The organism is Larsenimonas suaedae (assembly GCF_023712105.1).
Classification (GTDB): Bacteria; Pseudomonadota; Gammaproteobacteria; order Pseudomonadales; family Halomonadaceae; genus Larsenimonas; species Larsenimonas suaedae.
Genome location: NZ_JAMLJI010000005.1, coordinates 1 through 15,860, shown reverse-complemented (window position 1 = coordinate 15,860; position 15,860 = coordinate 1). Strand labels below are relative to the sequence as shown.

The 15,860-nt window shown below is 53.4% G+C and carries 16 protein-coding genes and 4 tRNA genes; 1 reads left to right on the top strand and 19 read right to left on the bottom strand.

All coding sequences use genetic code 11. From position 1 onward, the window contains the following. Window positions 1-75: 75 nt before the first annotated feature. From rplL to cyoA, 19 genes are all read right to left on the bottom strand, one after another. Window positions 76-447, bottom strand: coding sequence for a 50S ribosomal protein L7/L12 (gene rplL, locus NAT49_RS14055; protein ID WP_251595302.1), 372 nt, complete (start codon window positions 445-447; stop codon window positions 76-78). A gap of 76 nt (window positions 448-523) precedes the next feature. Further along, window positions 524-1,027, bottom strand: a complete 504-nt coding sequence (rplJ, locus tag NAT49_RS14050) for a 50S ribosomal protein L10 (RefSeq protein ID WP_251595300.1) — start codon at window positions 1,025-1,027, stop codon at window positions 524-526. A gap of 207 nt (window positions 1,028-1,234) precedes the next feature. Then, window positions 1,235-1,927 (bottom strand): 50S ribosomal protein L1, encoded by a 693-nt coding sequence (gene rplA / locus NAT49_RS14045; protein WP_251595298.1) that lies wholly within the window; start codon window positions 1,925-1,927, stop codon window positions 1,235-1,237. A 2-nt stretch (window positions 1,928-1,929) separates the two neighbouring features. Continuing rightward, window positions 1,930-2,361 (bottom strand): 50S ribosomal protein L11, encoded by a 432-nt coding sequence (gene rplK, locus NAT49_RS14040; protein WP_251595296.1) that lies wholly within the window; start codon window positions 2,359-2,361, stop codon window positions 1,930-1,932. 76 nt (window positions 2,362-2,437) lie between these two features. Then, entirely contained in the window at window positions 2,438-2,971 is a 534-nt protein-coding gene (nusG, locus tag NAT49_RS14035; RefSeq protein WP_251595294.1) for a transcription termination/antitermination protein NusG, read from the bottom strand. An 8-nt stretch (window positions 2,972-2,979) separates the two neighbouring features. Next, a complete protein-coding gene (gene secE, locus NAT49_RS14030) occupies window positions 2,980-3,348 on the bottom strand; it encodes a preprotein translocase subunit SecE (protein WP_251595292.1) in 369 nt (122 codons plus the stop codon). Window positions 3,349-3,424: 76 nt separating this feature from the next. Beyond that, window positions 3,425-3,500, bottom strand: a tRNA-Trp gene (locus NAT49_RS14025). 108 nt (window positions 3,501-3,608) lie between these two features. Then, window positions 3,609-3,683, bottom strand: a tRNA-Thr gene (locus NAT49_RS14020). Between the two features lie 5 nt (window positions 3,684-3,688). Further along, window positions 3,689-3,762: transfer RNA gene (locus NAT49_RS14015), tRNA-Gly, on the bottom strand. Window positions 3,763-3,784: 22 nt separating this feature from the next. Then, window positions 3,785-3,868 (bottom strand) — tRNA-Tyr (locus NAT49_RS14010). A 101-nt stretch (window positions 3,869-3,969) separates the two neighbouring features. Beyond that, on the bottom strand, window positions 3,970-4,809 hold the full coding sequence (locus NAT49_RS14005; protein WP_251595290.1) for a type III pantothenate kinase: 840 nt from the start codon (window positions 4,807-4,809) through the stop codon (window positions 3,970-3,972). After that, on the bottom strand, window positions 4,806-5,783 hold the full coding sequence (locus NAT49_RS14000; protein WP_251595288.1) for a biotin--[acetyl-CoA-carboxylase] ligase: 978 nt from the start codon (window positions 5,781-5,783) through the stop codon (window positions 4,806-4,808). Before NAT49_RS14000 ends, NAT49_RS14005 begins: the two co-directional genes overlap by 4 nt. Window positions 5,784-5,887: 104 nt before the next feature. Beyond that, window positions 5,888-6,898 carry a cytochrome d ubiquinol oxidase subunit II gene (gene cydB / locus NAT49_RS13995; RefSeq protein ID WP_285836167.1) on the bottom strand — a complete coding sequence of 337 codons (1,011 nt, stop codon included), beginning with the start codon at window positions 6,896-6,898 and terminating at the stop codon, window positions 5,888-5,890. After that, on the bottom strand, window positions 6,895-8,310 hold the full coding sequence (locus NAT49_RS13990) for a cytochrome ubiquinol oxidase subunit I (protein ID WP_251595286.1): 1,416 nt from the start codon (window positions 8,308-8,310) through the stop codon (window positions 6,895-6,897). The genes cydB and NAT49_RS13990 overlap by 4 nt, the downstream gene beginning before the upstream one ends. 266 nt (window positions 8,311-8,576) lie before the next feature. Beyond that, window positions 8,577-9,437 (bottom strand): heme o synthase, encoded by an 861-nt coding sequence (gene cyoE / locus NAT49_RS13985; RefSeq protein WP_251595284.1) that lies wholly within the window; start codon window positions 9,435-9,437, stop codon window positions 8,577-8,579. A 14-nt stretch (window positions 9,438-9,451) separates the two neighbouring features. Then, window positions 9,452-9,787, bottom strand: coding sequence for a cytochrome o ubiquinol oxidase subunit IV (locus tag NAT49_RS13980; RefSeq protein ID WP_251595282.1), 336 nt, complete (start codon window positions 9,785-9,787; stop codon window positions 9,452-9,454). Beyond that, on the bottom strand, window positions 9,787-10,407 hold the full coding sequence (gene cyoC, locus NAT49_RS13975; protein WP_251595280.1) for a cytochrome o ubiquinol oxidase subunit III: 621 nt from the start codon (window positions 10,405-10,407) through the stop codon (window positions 9,787-9,789). Before cyoC ends, NAT49_RS13980 begins: the two co-directional genes overlap by 1 nt. 3 nt (window positions 10,408-10,410) lie before the next feature. After that, on the bottom strand, window positions 10,411-12,387 hold the full coding sequence (gene cyoB / locus NAT49_RS13970) for a cytochrome o ubiquinol oxidase subunit I (protein WP_251595277.1): 1,977 nt from the start codon (window positions 12,385-12,387) through the stop codon (window positions 10,411-10,413). A gap of 2 nt (window positions 12,388-12,389) precedes the next feature. Continuing rightward, window positions 12,390-13,289: a ubiquinol oxidase subunit II gene (cyoA, locus tag NAT49_RS13965; RefSeq protein WP_251595275.1), complete on the bottom strand. Its 900-nt coding sequence runs from the start codon at window positions 13,287-13,289 to the stop codon at window positions 12,390-12,392. A 597-nt stretch (window positions 13,290-13,886) separates the two neighbouring features. On the opposite strand from cyoA, the gene NAT49_RS13960 reads away from it, so the two are divergent. Further along, entirely contained in the window at window positions 13,887-15,239 is a 1,353-nt protein-coding gene (locus NAT49_RS13960; RefSeq protein ID WP_251595273.1) for an MFS transporter, read from the top strand. The last annotated feature ends 621 nt before the right edge of the window (window positions 15,240-15,860 follow it).

Below are 15,860 nucleotides of genomic sequence, written 5' to 3'. Positions count from 1 at the left end.
AAAGGCTGGCAGCGGTTAATCCGCCACCAGCCGTGGATGCGTTAAGCAGTGCACCCCAACCAAGCAATCATGCGATTACTTGAGTTCTACAGTTGCACCAGCTTCTTCCAGCTTTTTCTTGGCTTCTTCAGCGTCGTCCTTGGACATACCCTCTTTCAGGGTAGCCGGCGCGCCGTCGACAGCACCTTTGGCTTCTTTCAGGCCAAGACCTGTGATCTCACGAACAGCTTTGATGACGTTAACTTTCTTGTCACCAGCAGATGCCAGAACCAGGTCGAATTCAGTCTGCTCTTCTGCTGCTTCGGCTTCGCCGCCACCAGGACCAGCAACAACAGCTGCTGCTGCAGTAACACCGAATTTTTCTTCCATCGCTTCGATCAGCTCAGCGACTTCCATGACAGACATTTCAGCAACAGCGTTGATGATGTCTTCTTTGTTCAATGCCATGATTACTCAATCCTAAAATCTTTGCGGAGCACCACGTGCTCAATCAATGAATGGATACACCTGCAGAGGACAGCAATTAAGCTGCTTCTTCCTCTTTCTTGTCGCGCAGTGCAGCCAGAGTTCGAACAAGCTTGCCAGCGGAGGCTTCTTTCATTACAGACATCAGCTTGGCGATCGCTTCGTCGTAAGTCGGCAGATTCGCCAGACGATCGATATCGCCCGCTGCAATGAACTCGCCCTCGTACGCCATTGCCTTGACTTCGAAAGCCTGCTCTTGCTTTGAAAACTCCTTGAACAGACGCGCTCCGGCGCCCGGATGGTCCATGGAGAAAGCCAGCAGAGTCGGCCCTACGAATGCTTCATTCAGGCATTCGTACGTAGTGCCTTCGAGCGCGCGACGAGCCAGCGTATTGCGCACGACGCGCAGCTGGACATTGTTGTCACGAGCCTGTTTGCGCAATTCGGTCATCGCGCCAACAGTAACACCACGAGAGTCGGCAACAACGACGGAGAGTGCAGCGCTAGCGGTTTCGCTGACTTCAGCAACAATTGCCTTTTTGTCTTCGAGACCTAATGGCACTTTACTTACTCCTTCGTACCCGCTTCGATTATCGAGGCGGCGGGGTTACCATCTATCTTCATCCAGGGATGAAGCCTTGAAGATGGCCAGCGCCAGGCGCTGTCACCATCTGCGTAGGCATGTCTTATAACATTAAGCCGAAGCGCCTACGGTCTTTGACGGAACCCCGCGCAAGCACGGGGACCGCAAAGTTTTCCGCTCCAGCCATTATGCTAGAGACGAATGATCGATTGTAACACCAGGACCCATCGTCGTGGAAAGAGAAACCTTCTTCAGGTAAACCCCTTTCGACGTGCTCGGCTTGAGCTTTTTGAGCTCGGCAACCAGAGCATCAACGTTGCCCTGGATGGCTTCAGCGCTAAAACCGACCTTACCGATACCGGCATGGATAATGCCGTTTTTGTCGGTACGGAAACGAACCTGACCAGCCTTGGCATTGTTGACCGCGGTAGCGACGTCCGGCGTAACAGTGCCGACTTTCGGGTTCGGCATCAGGCCACGCGGACCAAGGATCTGACCCAACTGACCGACGACGCGCATGGCGTCCGGCGCAGCGATAACAACGTCAAAATTGAGGTTACCCTTTTTGACGTCTTCAGCCAGCTCGTCCATACCAACGATGTCTGCGCCCGCTTCTTTTGCAGCGTCTGCAGCAGCGCCCTGGGCAAATACGGCAACGCGTACGTCATTACCTGTACCGTTAGGCATAACGGTCGCACCACGTACAACCTGATCCGATTTACGCGGATCGACGCCGAGATTGACAGCCACTTCAAACGATTCCTTGAACTTTACAGAAGAAAGTTCATTAAGAAGTGATACTGCCTCTTCAAGGCTGTATGTCTTGGCTGGATCCACTTTCTCGCGGACCGCCTTCATGCGCTTGCTTAGCTTAGCCATTATTAAAGGCCCTCCACATTCAGACCCATGCTGCGCGCGCTACCAGCAATGGTACGCACCGCCGCATCCATGTCAGCCGCAGTCAGATCCGGCTCTTTCGTGCGAGCGATCTCTTCGAGCTGCTCGCGAGTAACCGTGCCGACCTTGGTCTTGTTCGGAACACCAGAACCCGACTTGATGCCAGCTGCTTTCTTGAGCAGGACAGCCGCGGGCGGTGTCTTGGTGACGAATGTGAAGCTACGATCTGAATAGACCGTGATAACGACAGGTGTCGGAAGGCCCGGCTCGACATCCTGAGTCGCTGCGTTGAACGCTTTGCAGAACTCCATGATATTGACGCCGTGCTGACCAAGAGCCGGACCTACGGGCGGACTCGGGTTGGCCTTACCGGCTGCAACCTGCAGCTTGATATACGCTTGGACTTTCTTAGCCATTTTCTACTCCAGTTGGGTTATAGCGCCTGAACGGCTCCCCTGTTTTCATCCACCGAACCGGCGGACACAAACCAGACTACTCTTTCTCTACCTGAGAAAACTCGAGCTCGACAGGTGTTGCACGCCCGAAAATGAGCACGCTGACCTGAAGACGACTTTTCTCGTAGTTGACCTCTTCCACCACACCATTGAAGTCGGCAAAGGGGCCATCAGTTACACGAACGGTCTCCCCTGCGTCGAACATGGTTTTCGGACGAGGACTTTCACTACCATCCTGCACGCGCTGCAGGATTGCATCCGCCTCGCGCGTTGTGATCGGAGCCGGCTTTTCCGGCGTTCCGCCAATAAAGCCCATGACGCGGGGCGTCTCATTGACGAGATGCCAGGTCTGATCGGTCATTTCCATCTCGACCAGAACATAGCCCGGGTAAAACTTGCGCTCACTCTTGCGGCGCTTGCCATCCCGCATTTCGACAACCTCTTCCGTAGGAACAAGAATTTCCCCGAAAAGATCATCGACTTCATAAAGCTTGACCCGCTCCTTCAAGGAGCGCATCACATATTTCTCAAAACCAGAATAAGCGTGTACTACATACCAACGCTTAGCCATGACGCCTCCTAACCAATGATGCCCGACACCACCCAACCAAAGAAGGTGTCAATGAGCCAGAGCACCAGCCCTACAACCAATACGGCAACCAGTACAATAGCTGTTGTTTGAAACGTCTCTTGACGACTGGGCCAGACAACACGCTGAATTTCTTTACGTGAGTTCTTGGCGAGCGCAGACAGCTCCTTCCCCTGTTTCGTCATTAACGCAACGAACGCTGCCAACAGGCCGAGCGCGGTAATCCCGAGCACACGGTATAAAAGTGCAAGATCGGAGAAGAAGGAATTACCAACCACTATCGCCGCCACAAGAACAACAACAACCGCCCATTTCAACGCATCATGGCGCGATTCCTGCACTTCAGCCTCATGCTTCATGGAAACAAAACTCCCTAGGGCGTGCGACAGCTATTCAAAACGATTTGGACATTTCAGGAGGCTACCATCTTGCAGATGGCAGGCCAGGAGGGAATCGAACCCCCAACCTGCGGTTTTGGAGACCGCTGCTCTGCCAATTGAGCTACTGGCCTATTCAACCCTCAGAGCCTGCTAAGCGGCGGGAATACTACACCCCTGTTAACCACCTTGCAACCTTCGAGAAGTAGACAGGAAATTCATGCAACAAGACAATACACATATGGAGCTCATGGACGGAATTGAACCGTCGACCTCACCCTTACCAAGGGTGTGCTCTACCCCTGAGCTACATGAGCCTATCTGGAGCGGGCAGCGGGGATCGAACCCGCATCATCAGCTTGGAAGGCTGAGGTTCTACCATTGAACTATGCCCGCCAGCCAAGTGATATCTTGAAGTTGGTGGAGGGAGAAGGATTCGAACCTTCGAAGCTCTCGCGGCAGATTTACAGTCTGCTCCCTTTGACCACTCGGGAATCCCTCCAACTGGCGACGCATTCTACATTTGATGAATGCGATGTCAAGCCCTTTCGAATTCAGTAGCCTGCATCCGCAGGGGCTCGCCTCAAGACGGTGCGAATTGTGTCAAAGCAACGTGGAAAATGCAAGGCCTGCGCGTATCCTTTCGATCGATGGCGTATCAGGCAGCGCCGGCGCCCCACTAAGCCGCCCGGCCCGCTCTGCGTTTGTCATGGGAAACAAGGCCTCGAGACCGCCATATACCATATCGGGCCAGAGCGCGTGCGGCACACCAAGTGCAGTCGACACCACCCGCGCATCGCCTCCGGTCAACATTAATGGCAAGGCGACCGACTCCTTATCGCACACGTCGCAGTAGATGCGCTGGATGGCACTGATGGCCGCCATGAATACGCCGTGGTTAACCGCATCCACCGTGTTACGCCCCGGAGAATGAAGCTCATCGACAGCTGCGTCCGGGTCGATACTCACGCGCCGAGTGCCAAGCTTGAGCGTTTCCTTCATGAGACGAAGCCCAGGGATGATGTATCCCCCCAAATGCTGACCACCAGGAAGCACGAAGTCGATCGTGATGGCACTGCCGCAATCCACGACGCAGCAGCCCCCCGTCAACTGATACCCCGAAAGCACACCCAGCCAGCGATCCACCCCAAGCTTTGCCGGCGTATCATAACCACACGTTACACCCAGTGCCTCGACACTAGGCCGGGCAACATAAATGGAAGGAATGCGCTTTTTAAGCAACGCAACCGTTTCCTGAAGAACCTCATTCTGGGCAACACTTGAGATTCGGACCCGCTGAATCACTTCGAGATCGGGGATATCCGCGCCAGGGCGCCACTCTTCACGCGTCCAGACGGCTCCACGTGACCGTATCTCACTGGAAACCGGATCCTTGAGCCGCCACTTGGAGAGCGTATTGCCTATATCAAGGTCGAGTATCATGCACTCTCCCTTACCGTCACTTCGCCTCCGCTGAGCCACTCGATCACACCGCCTCGCTCCACCTGTAATCGACCGGACTCATCCACACCTAGGGCCAACGCCTGAAATGCATCGTTGCCTTGCGCAACCATGATTTCGCGTCCATTGAAGGCATGATAGGTATTCCATCGACCAGCAAACGCTTTGAACCCGGCCACTTCAAACTCAGGCATCAGCTTCAAAAGCTGCTCGAGTAACTCCGAGACCACCCCGTTTCGATCAAGCTCTGCGTAATCTCGCACGCCAGCCACCGGCTGAATAGCGGCCAATCGCGCAGGGTCCGGGGCATCCATATTGAGCCCGATGCCGACAACCACATCGCACGGCCCCTCCATATCACCTCGAACTTCAAGCAGAATGCCGCCCAGTTTGAAAAAGGCGCCGGATTTCTCAACGAGCACATCATTGGGCCACTTAAGCTTGACCGGCACACCATGACTTGAAAGAAGATCGGCAACGACCACCCCGACGGCAAGACTCAACCCCTCAAGCGCAGCAACGCCTTTGGAGAAGCGCCAGCCCATCGATAGATAGACGCCCTGCCCCCAGCTACTGACCCATGCTCGCCCACGGCGACCGCGTCCCGCAGTCTGAACTTCAGCCAATGCGACTTCGCCATGACCGGCCCCGTGCACAAACCTGTCGAGCATGAACGCATTCGTTGACGGGAGCGAGTCCTCAACAAACAAGCGCGTCAGCCCTCGCCGAGCTTCACGCCCCAGTCCGGCAATGATCTCGTTTCCATTGAGCGGGCCACGCCCCTTCGGCACGCGATACCCTCGCCCTCGAGTGGCCTCAAGCGGTATTCCCATCTGCTCAAGCTTTTTAAGCTGTTTCCAGATCGCGGTTCGTGACACCCCAAAATACTCACCCAGCTCTTCTCCGGAATGATATTCGCCATCACACAAAAGCCGAAGCAAGTCTCGCACGGTCATAAAAGCGACCCTATTAATAAGCTAAGTTCGACATTCTATCCAAAACCCGACGCGCAATGCGAAAACAAAAAAGGGGCGCCGAAGCGCCCCTTGAGCCAGAGGAGTTAATGATAACCTTCGCCAACCCTGACCTTTCCCTTGAATACTCGATAGCTGTAAAAGGTGTATGCAAGGATCACTGGAATCAGCACACAATATCCGACGATCAGGAAGCTCTGGCTTTTCGAGGAAGACGCCGCTTCCCACACCGTGATGGATGGCGGTATCAATAGCGGGAAGAAACTGATGATCAGGCCAATCAGCCCCAGCACGAACAAGGCGATGCTTTTTACAAAGATCAACTTTTCGTGGCGCTCGATGATGCCCTTGATAATGCTATACACCAATGCAAGAAACATGATCGGCATGATCGCAAGCCACAGCATGTTCGGCATGGTGAACCACACATCGAAAATGCGCGAGTTGGCAAGTGGCGTCCATAGTGAAACCACCGCCATGGCCACGGCCAAGAGGATCGCGAACGGGCGGGCGAGAAAGTAGAACCGCCGCTGCAATCCTCCTTCGGTTTTGACAATCAGCCACGACGCCCCCAAAAGGCCATACCCGAGCATCAAGGCAACGCCTGTGAACAGTGAAAACGGTGAGAACCAGTCGAAGGTGCCACCGGCGTACTGGCGATCAACGACTTCAACACCCTGGATGATGGCGCCAAGCACGACCCCTTGAGCGAACGTCGCGACCATCGAGCCCACGCTGAACACCGTATCGAAAAAGGGTCGGCTCCGGTTTGACTTGAACCGAAACTCGAAGGCGATGCCACGAAAGATCAATGCCAGCAGCATCAGGATCAGCGGCAGATACATGGCCGGCAGGTAGACGGCGTACGCTAATGGGAACGCGCCGTACAAGCCAGCGCCCCCCAAAATCATCCAGGTCTGATTGCCATCCCATACCGGTGCCACCGAGTTCATCATGACGTCACGGTGCTGATCATGCTTTACAAAGGGAAATAGAATTCCCACTCCCAGACTGAAGCCATCCATCACAACGTACATGGTAATGGCAAAGCCGATCAGAAAAAGCCAGATAACCGGTAAATCGAATGCCACATTCATGACCGAACCTCCTCATCGTCCAGCTCCTGCTCGACCACAGAGAATGGTCGTTTGGGATGGCGCTCATGACCTGGCCCGCCGTCCGGCACATCACCCATGGGCTCCTTACGGATCAGTTTGGCCATGTAATAAATACCAATACCAAAAATGATGGCATAGACCACAATAAACCCACTCAGACTGGCCGCTACGCTCCCCGCATTCAGCGGCGACACCGCATCGACTGTTTTTAAAAGCCCGTAAATGACCCACGGCTGCCGGCCGGCTTCGGTCGTCACCCACCCAGCAACGATCGCGATGAATCCAATGGGAAGCGTGAAAAACGTCAGCCGATGGAACCAGCGCGTGTCATAAAGGCGTTTGCGCCACCGAAGGAAAAGCCCCAGCACACCAATGCCCAGCATGGCCATTCCAAGCCCGACCATTATACGAAACGACCAGAACACAAGCGGAACGTCCGGCCATTCATCCTTTGGAAAGCTGCTCAGCCCCTGGATCTCGCCGTGCAACGAATGCGTAAGATAGAGGCTTGCCAGGTTTGGAATCTCTAGCGCGTAATCGTTCTGCGCGGTTTCCATGTTCGGAAGCGCAAAGAGGGTCAGCGGCACGCCCGTCTCGCCCGATTTCGGCCCCCAGTAGCCCTCCATCGCAGCCAGCTTGGCCGGCTGATGCTCCAGTGTATTCAAACCATGCGCGTCACCCACCATGATCTGAATCGGCAAGGTCACAACAGCCATCCACATGGCCATGGAGAACATCTTGCGGGCCGCCTTGTCTTCCTTGTCGCGAAGAAGATGATAGCCGCCAACCCCTCCTACCACGAAGCTGACCGAAATGAAAGCGGCAAGCACCATATGAAGAAGCCGGTAAGGGAACGAAGGGTTGAACATGATTTCCAACCAGCTGACCGGCTCGAAGCGCCCATCGACCATCTCGAACCCGGCCGGCGTTTGCATCCAACTGTTGGACATCAGTATCCAGGTCGCGGAGATCAGGGTACCGATCGCAACCATGCACGTAGCAAAGAAATGAAGCCGTTTACTCACGCGCGCCTGCCCAAACAGCATAATCCCAAGAAATCCTGCCTCGAGGAAAAACGCGGTCAGCACTTCATAAGTCAGAAGGACCCCGGTGATGTCACCTGCCTTTTCCGCAAAGCCACTCCAGTTAGTACCGAACTCGTAGGCCATAACGACCCCAGAGACGACGCCCAACCCAAACGCCACGGCAAAGATACGAATCCAGAAGTGATAGAGCTTTATATAGACATCTTTGCCGGTCTTGAGCCAAAGCCCTTCGAGTACCATCAAGTAGCTGGCAAGTCCGATGGAAAAAGCCGGAAAAATAATATGGAACGACACGGTGAACGCGAATTGAAATCGCGCCAGGTCGATGGCGTGCAAACCAAGCATGATCCAGCCCTCTTGCGCCGATAAGCGTTAGTACGGTCAAGAGAGAACACTAAGGTAACTGAGGGAGAAATAAAAACGAGTGCGTCAACGTGACACAGAACGTGGCACCGCTGATCTTGAAGGGAGGCTGCAAGTAAATCGGCTATTTGACCGTGAAGGTATTGAAATATAGATCTGTTTTTTGAATCCCACATTTTCTGTATGGCTATTGGTGGGATATTAGCAATCTCTGACAAAAAAAGAAACCGGCCATGCCGGTTTCCTGTTCACGCAGTAGGTTGATAATCAACCGCCATTGCAAAACTCATGACCATCACAATGATGATGGAAAAGAAAAACAAGCGCCGAGCCCATTGCGCATCATCTGTTCGCGCTTTGGGGCACACCGCAAGATACAGCCAGTACCCACCAAGAAACAGGGCAACCACAAAATAGAAGATGCCTGTATATCCCAGCAAGGTCAGCGCCAGAGACGCGATCCAGAACGCTACGATATAGATCTTGATGTGTTTTTTGGCCGTTTTTATACCGTGCTTGACCGGCAGCACGGGAATCGATGCAGACGCGTAATCGTCGTAGCGAAATATTCCGATTGCGTAAGAGTGCGGCATTTGCCACAGGCTAAAAATGATCAGTAGGCACAAGGCAGCCGCATCGAATTGTCCTGCAACCGCGCAATAGCCGATCACAGGCGGACACGCCCCTGAAATGCTTCCGATCAATGTGCCATGAACCGACCCACGCTTGAGCCAGAGCGTGTAGAGGAAGACGTAAACGAAAAAGCCGATCATTGCGAAAATGACAGCAACGACATTGGTGTAAAGCGCCAGCACCCCGACACCTGCAAGCCCCAACACTATCGAATAAGGCAGACAGATGGCGGGTGAAATAAGCCCTTGCACCAACACGCGCTGTTCGGTTCGCGCCATTCGACGATCGATATCCCGATCAACGTAGTTGTTGACCACACACCCTGACGCGATGACCAGCGACACGCCGATCAATGTGGCAAGGAAAAGGGGCCAATCCGGGCTTCCTTTAGAAGCCAGGAAAAAGCCCCCTGTTACAGATATCAGATTGCCGAAGATAATGCCTGGCTTCGTTATCTGAACATAGTTTTTCAACATTCAGCCACTGAGTCTCAGCCCATCATCATGTTGTAGTTCAGATTCAACATGATCCACAGCGAACCGATGACCAGGATGGCCACCATAATGACGGTATAAACGAACGCCATTACGTTCCACTGCTGCTCGGAAGAACGGTTCATGTGAAGGAAATAGACCAGATGCACGAACAGCTGAATGAACGCGAGCACGAAGATGCTGATCGCGGTCACGCTTTTCGAAAATGAGCCGCTCATGACCATCCAGAATGGGATGACAGTCAAAATGACCGACAGGACAAACCCTACAATGTAGGATTTGACAGTCCCATGGCTCGCTCCACCGTGTGAAGTATGCTCGTTATGTGCCATTACAACACCCCTAACAGATAGACAACGGTAAACACGAAGATCCAGATGATGTCCAGGAAGTGCCAGAACAGGCTCAGGTTCATCATTCGTGTATTGTTGTTGGTATCAAGACCGTTCTTTTTGATCTGAACCATCATGACGACCAACCAGATCAAGCCGCAGGTCACGTGAAGACCGTGAGTTCCTACCAGCGTAAAGAACGCAGAGAGGAACGCGCTGTTGTGCGGCCCGAACCCTTCGGCAATCAAATGATGGAATTCATAGATTTCCATGATGATGAACGAAAGGCCCAGCAGGAATGTCACGAACAGCCAGCCAAGCACCGATGACTTCTTGCCATGATGGCCTGCAATGGATGCAAGGCCAAAGGTAAAGCTGCTCACCAGAAGGATCATGGTTTCGGTAAGAACGAAGGGCAGCTCAAAGATTTCGGCACCTGTCGGACCGCCGGCATAACTGTTCGCCAGCACTGCAAACGTCGCAAAGATCGTTGCGAACAGAATGCAGTCCGTCATCAGATAGACCCAAAAGCCAAAGACTTTCATGTCTGATGCATCGTGGTGCTCGTGCTCATGCCCGTGGGCATGAGCGTCGTGGTTGTTTACTGCTTCAGTCGACATAGTTCACGCCTGATTTGCAATGTTTTTGAGATGTTCGGACTCGATACGTTCGACTTCTTCAGCCGGGACGTAGTAATCGATGTCATCGTTGAACATACGAACGATTACGGAGATCAAACAACCGACCGTGCCGACAATCGCCAACCACCAGATATGCCAGATAAGGGCAAAACCGATCACCAGGCTGAACGCACTGATGGTAAGTCCTGCAGCCGTATTCTTAGGCATATGAATTTTCTGATACCCCTGAGGCGTGTGGTACGCATCCTTGTTTTCTTTCATATCCCAGAATGCGTCACGCTCTTTAACAACCGGCGTATGCGCGAAGTTGTAGAACGGGGGCGGTGAAGACATGGACCACTCAAGGGTACGAGCGCCCCACGGGTCACCGGTCACATCGCGGTTTTTGTGACGCTGCATGACACTAACGACGATCTGAAGCAGCTGGAAGCCGATACCAAGCGCAATGATGCCCGCCCCGATAGCCGCAACAATCAGGTAAGCCTGCCACTCCGGGTTATCGTAGTGGTTCAAACGGCGCGTCATACCCATGAAACCGAGCACGTACAGCGGCATAAACGCGAAGTAGAACCCAACCAGCCAGCACCAGAAGGCACACTTGCCAAGACGCTCGTTCAATGTGAAGCCGAACGCTTTCGGGAACCAGTAGGTAAAGCCGGCCAGATAACCGAAGACCACACCACCGATGATGACGTTATGGAAGTGCGCAATCAGGAAGAGACTGTTGTGAAGTACAAAGTCTGCACCCGGCACTGCCAGAAGAACACCTGTCATACCGCCGATGGAGAACGTCACCAGAAAGCCCAGCGTCCAAAGGATCGGCGTCGTGAACCGGACGCGTCCCTGATACATCGTGAACAGCCAGTTAAAGATCTTAACCCCGGTCGGAATGGAGATGACCATGGTCGCGATACCGAAGAACGCGTTCACATTACCGCCGGCACCCATGGTGAAGAAGTGGTGCAGCCAGACAATAAAGGACAAGAAACCGATTGCTGCTGTTGCATACACCATTGAGGTGTAGCCAAACAGACGCTTACTGCAGAAGGTTGCCGTCACCTCGGAGAAGATACCGAAGGCAGGCAGAATCAAGATGTAGACCTCTGGATGGCCCCACGCCCAGATCAGGTTGACATACATCATCATGTTGCCACCCAGATCGTTGGTGAAGAAGTGCATCTCCAGATAACGATCAAGCGTAAGCAGACCAAGCGTTGCGGTCAGGATCGGGAACGCTGCCATGATCAGAACCGCGGTAACCAGGATGGTCCAGGTAAAGATCGGCATTTTCATCAGGCTCATGCCAGGCGCGCGCATCTTCAAGATGGTGACGAAGAAGTTCACCCCGGTCAGAAGCGTACCAATGCCCGATATCTGTAGTGCCCAAATGTAGTAATCCACACCTACGCCTGGACTGTACTTGATCCCCGACAAGGGCGGATAAGCAAGCCAACCTGTCTTTGCAAACTCACCCAGACCGAGGGAAAGGTTGACCAGGACGACACCTGCAAAGAACAGCCAGAAGCTCAGCGAGTTCAGGAATGGGAACGCAACGTCGCGCGCACCGATCTGAAGCGGAACCACGATGTTCATGAGACCGATCATGAACGGCATGGCCATGAAGAAGATCATGATAACGCCGTGCGCCGTGAAGATCTGATCGTAGTGGTGCGGAGGCAGGTAGCCTTCGTTGGCTCCGTTGGCAATCGCCTGCTGCGAACGCATCATGACGGCGTCGGCAAAGCCACGCAAAAGCATGACCATGGCGACGATGATATACATAACGCCAAGGCGTTTATGATCCACGCTGGTCAGCCACTCTTTCCAGAGATAGCCCCATTTGCGGAAATAGGTAAGTGCGGCAGCCATAGCCAGACCACCCAGGATAATAAACCCGATGGCCCCCATGATAATGGGCTCGTGGTACGGCACCGCTTCAAGCGATAATTTTCCGAACATGTTTACTCCTCGGCACCTTGATGATGCATACCTTCATTTCCGCCTACGCTCTGCCCGCCCATGTACTTCTGGATGATGCTGGCAAAGAGGTTTGGCATCACGGTCGAATAATATTCTACTGGCGCGTCTTCGCTCGGCTTGGCTAGCTGGTCATAAGTGGCCTGATCGAGCTGCTTGGAAGACTGCTTGACGCGATCGACCCACGAACCGAACTGATCATCGCTATACGCATGAGCAGTGAAGTCCATTCCCGAGAACCCAGCACCGCTGTATTGAGCCGAGAATCCGTAATAGTCGCCAGGCTCGCTCGCCAACAAGTGCAGGTCCGTTTCCATACCTGCCATGGCATAGATCTGACTGCCAAGCCGCGGGATAAAGAAGGAGTTCATGACCGTGTCGGACGTGATCTGGAAATGCACCGGACGATCGACCGGGAACGCCACTTCATTGACGGTCGCGATCTGCTGTTCCGGATAGATAAACAGCCACTTCCAGTCCAGGGCCACAACGCGGACGTTCAACGGCGCCTTCTCATGATCCAGTGGTTTGAACGGATCAAGCGAGTGGGACGTCTTCCAGGTAATGATCGCCAGAACGAGAATGATGACGCAGGGAATGCCCCATACAACGGCCTCGATCTTATTGGAATGCGACCAGTTGGGAGAGTAAGTAGCATCCTTGTTGGACGCCCGATACTTCCAGGCAAAGATAAAGGTCATCGCGATAGCAGGAATAACGACGATCAACATCAGCACGATGGCTGTGATGATCAAGGTCTTTTGCTGCTCGCCAATAGGTCCTTTCGGATCCATGAGCGCCGCGTCACAACCACTCAAAAGCATGGCCGTGCCGGCTAGTAAGGCTAACTTTTTGAAAAAGCTAGTATAGTTCGATTTTCTCATCTCGCACTCTCTTGAACGACCTGCACGATCAACTCACTTCTTTATGAGACCTCATGCCTTTACAGAGGACGTAGCCCCTGCCCTTTTGCACTTCATACAGCCAGAATTGATCGCATGAAATGCATTCCATAACCCCACGCATCGACACAGTTGTTACTTGTGACTGATGGAGTTGTCCCCATATAAAAGATGCGGGCAACACGATTCGCGGGAGTCCAGCTAGATAAACGGCAGAAACATACGCTCAATGAAAGGCGACGGAGCGCAACCGGTCGGACTGCACATCGCCGATAGGCTAGCTTTCAGCGCCAGCGAGCTTCGGTGCGAAATCACAACGCTCTGGAACTCGCCGTGTTTGCTGCTGTCTCAGCCACTTAGCGGGGTTCATATTATAGATAGCGGACAGGCCCCGACAAGCACCCGATGCACTAAAAACATACATCTTGTATGCTTTACCCTGCCTAAAAGCGCGCTACTACGCCAGTTTGGCTCGCACCCCGCGCGACATTATGCCACACACATCGTATGAACCGGATCAGAACCTGCGTGTCTGACCCGAGACCTGGATTCTATTAACCTGTAAAACGTTGGTCGCATATGAAAAAGCCCGCCCTTCTTCCTATCGAACTTAGAGCGATAGTAGGCCTTTCAAGCCTTTACGCGGTTCGTATGCTCGGGCTCTTCATGCTGCTTCCAGTGCTCGCGCTGTACAGCAGCCACCTTGATCATGCGTCGCCGACCTTGATTGGTATTGCCCTTGGCATCTATGGCCTTACTCAGGCCATTTTGCAGATTCCCTTCGGCATGCTCTCCGACAAGATCGGCAGAAAGACGGTGATCAGTCTGGGGCTTGGATTGTTCATCATTGGCAGTATTGTTGCGGCATTATCCGAATCCATTTACGGCGTTATTGCCGGTCGAGCCCTGCAGGGCAGTGGCGCTATCGCCGGGGCCATCATGGCTTTGCTGGCAGACCGGACGCGGGAAGAAGTCAGAACGACTGCCATGGCAGCAGTAGGCATGAGCATCGGACTGGCTTTCGCTGCCGCAATGGTGGCAGGCCCCGTACTTGCACGATTTACAGGACTTGAGGGCATTTTCTGGGCAACCGCAATCCTTGCCACATTGAGCCTGGTCGTACTTTGGAAGCTTGTACCTGCCGCGCCCCCCAGGAACCACCATGACGTTGGCTTGAATTTGGGTCAGATCAAAACCGTTATTACTGAACCCAACCTGCTCCGGCTCGATTTTTCGATCTTTTCACTGCACCTGATCCTGACAGCTTGTTTTGTAGCCATCCCAATCCGTTTAAAAGCAATCAGCATTCCCGCAATGGATCATGGCTTCATTTATTTGCCTGTCATGGCGGTTGCGTTCGTTGCGATGGTGCCGTTCATAATCGCCGCCGAAAAATATCGCAAGATGAAGCCCGTCTTCATGGGGGCAATCGCCACATTCATCATCGCCCTTGCCTTGATCGCACTGCTGCCCTCCAGGCTGTGGGGGCTTATAACCTTGCTTTGGGTATTTTTTATCGCCTTCAACCTCATGGAGTCCATGCTGCCATCGATGATCAGCAAGATTGCGCCTGCAGGCGCGAAAGGAACGGCCATGGGTCTCTATTCGACCAGCCAGTTCCTGGGCGCCTCTGTGGGCGGTGCTGGCGGTGGAATTATTGCCTCATCGTTTGGCACCAACGGCGTATTCTGGTTTACAAGCCTTGTAGCCATTATCTGGTTCATTGTGTGCGCACCACTCAAAACACCACGACACCTCTCAAGCGTTCTTCTGCCGCTGTCGGATGACCAGCTCAAGAACGTTGAGAGCACGCGCACCACATTGCTTAACCGCTCAGGCGTTGAAGATCTTTATATCGCTACCGATGAGGGTGTGGCCTACCTGAAAGTAGACCGAGAGCGTTATGAGAGTGCTGAAGCGAAAGAGGCATAAAGGTTTGGTCAGGCAGGTTTGGGTCAGACAGCCAATGCCATGACATGAATGCCTTATGAGAGAAAAGAAAGGGGCATAGCAAATTCCCTTTTCATAACATTCTTAAGGCTAGTTCCCTTTAGGTGCATTCAAGGCTCACTTAAAGGGCATTCCTCCTTGTAAGTGCTTCCCCTCCCCCTATTGCTGCCGCTATCGATCATTCACCGGTCGACCCTTCCTGCACCAGGTTGCCGGCCTGAAGCCAGTATTATGACCGCATGTCGCCGCTCAGGAAGCTTCTTCCTTGACCTTGAGCCTTCTCTTGCAGACCAGTCAAGCTCCAAGCTTACTGTCGCAGCCTCTTTTAAGCATGGAGGCATAGAGGCATATAAGGCCGTGCGTAAAGCCATGCGCTAGTACATAACAACACAACCGCGGTGATACCTTCGGCTTCCTTTAAGAGGCTCAATAGGAGCTCTCGTCGTTCATCGAGTTCAAGCTGGCTATGCCTCTATGCCTATATTTCAGGCATAAAAAAAGGCCCCGATCGACTGATCGGGGCCTTGGTATAGATGCCTGACGATGACCTACTCTCGCATGGAGAAGCTCCACACTACCATCGGCGCGGGGTGGTTTCACTTC

Coding starts and splice junctions, on each gene's coding strand:
- rplL (WP_251595302.1), bottom strand. CDS start 447: ATGGCATTGAACAAAGAAGACATCATCAACGCTGTTGCTGAAATGTCT.
- rplA (WP_251595298.1), bottom strand. CDS start 1,927: ATGGCTAAGCTAAGCAAGCGCATGAAGGCGGTCCGCGAGAAAGTGGAT.
- rplK (WP_251595296.1), bottom strand. CDS start 2,361: ATGGCTAAGAAAGTCCAAGCGTATATCAAGCTGCAGGTTGCAGCCGGT.
- nusG (WP_251595294.1), bottom strand. CDS start 2,971: ATGGCTAAGCGTTGGTATGTAGTACACGCTTATTCTGGTTTTGAGAAA.
- secE (WP_251595292.1), bottom strand. CDS start 3,348: ATGAAGCATGAGGCTGAAGTGCAGGAATCGCGCCATGATGCGTTGAAA.
- NAT49_RS14005 (WP_251595290.1), bottom strand. CDS start 4,809: ATGATACTCGACCTTGATATAGGCAATACGCTCTCCAAGTGGCGGCTC.
- NAT49_RS14000 (WP_251595288.1), bottom strand. CDS start 5,783: ATGACCGTGCGAGACTTGCTTCGGCTTTTGTGTGATGGCGAATATCAT.
- cydB (WP_285836167.1), bottom strand. CDS start 6,898: ATGAATGTGGCATTCGATTTACCGGTTATCTGGCTTTTTCTGATCGGC.
- NAT49_RS13990 (WP_251595286.1), bottom strand. CDS start 8,310: ATGCTTGGTTTGCACGCCATCGACCTGGCGCGATTTCAATTCGCGTTC.
- cyoE (WP_251595284.1), bottom strand. CDS start 9,437: ATGTTGAAAAACTATGTTCAGATAACGAAGCCAGGCATTATCTTCGGC.
- NAT49_RS13980 (WP_251595282.1), bottom strand. CDS start 9,787: ATGGCACATAACGAGCATACTTCACACGGTGGAGCGAGCCATGGGACT.
- cyoC (WP_251595280.1), bottom strand. CDS start 10,407: ATGTCGACTGAAGCAGTAAACAACCACGACGCTCATGCCCACGGGCAT.
- cyoB (WP_251595277.1), bottom strand. CDS start 12,387: ATGTTCGGAAAATTATCGCTTGAAGCGGTGCCGTACCACGAGCCCATT.
- cyoA (WP_251595275.1), bottom strand. CDS start 13,289: ATGAGAAAATCGAACTATACTAGCTTTTTCAAAAAGTTAGCCTTACTA.
- NAT49_RS13960 (WP_251595273.1), top strand. CDS start 13,887: ATGAAAAAGCCCGCCCTTCTTCCTATCGAACTTAGAGCGATAGTAGGC.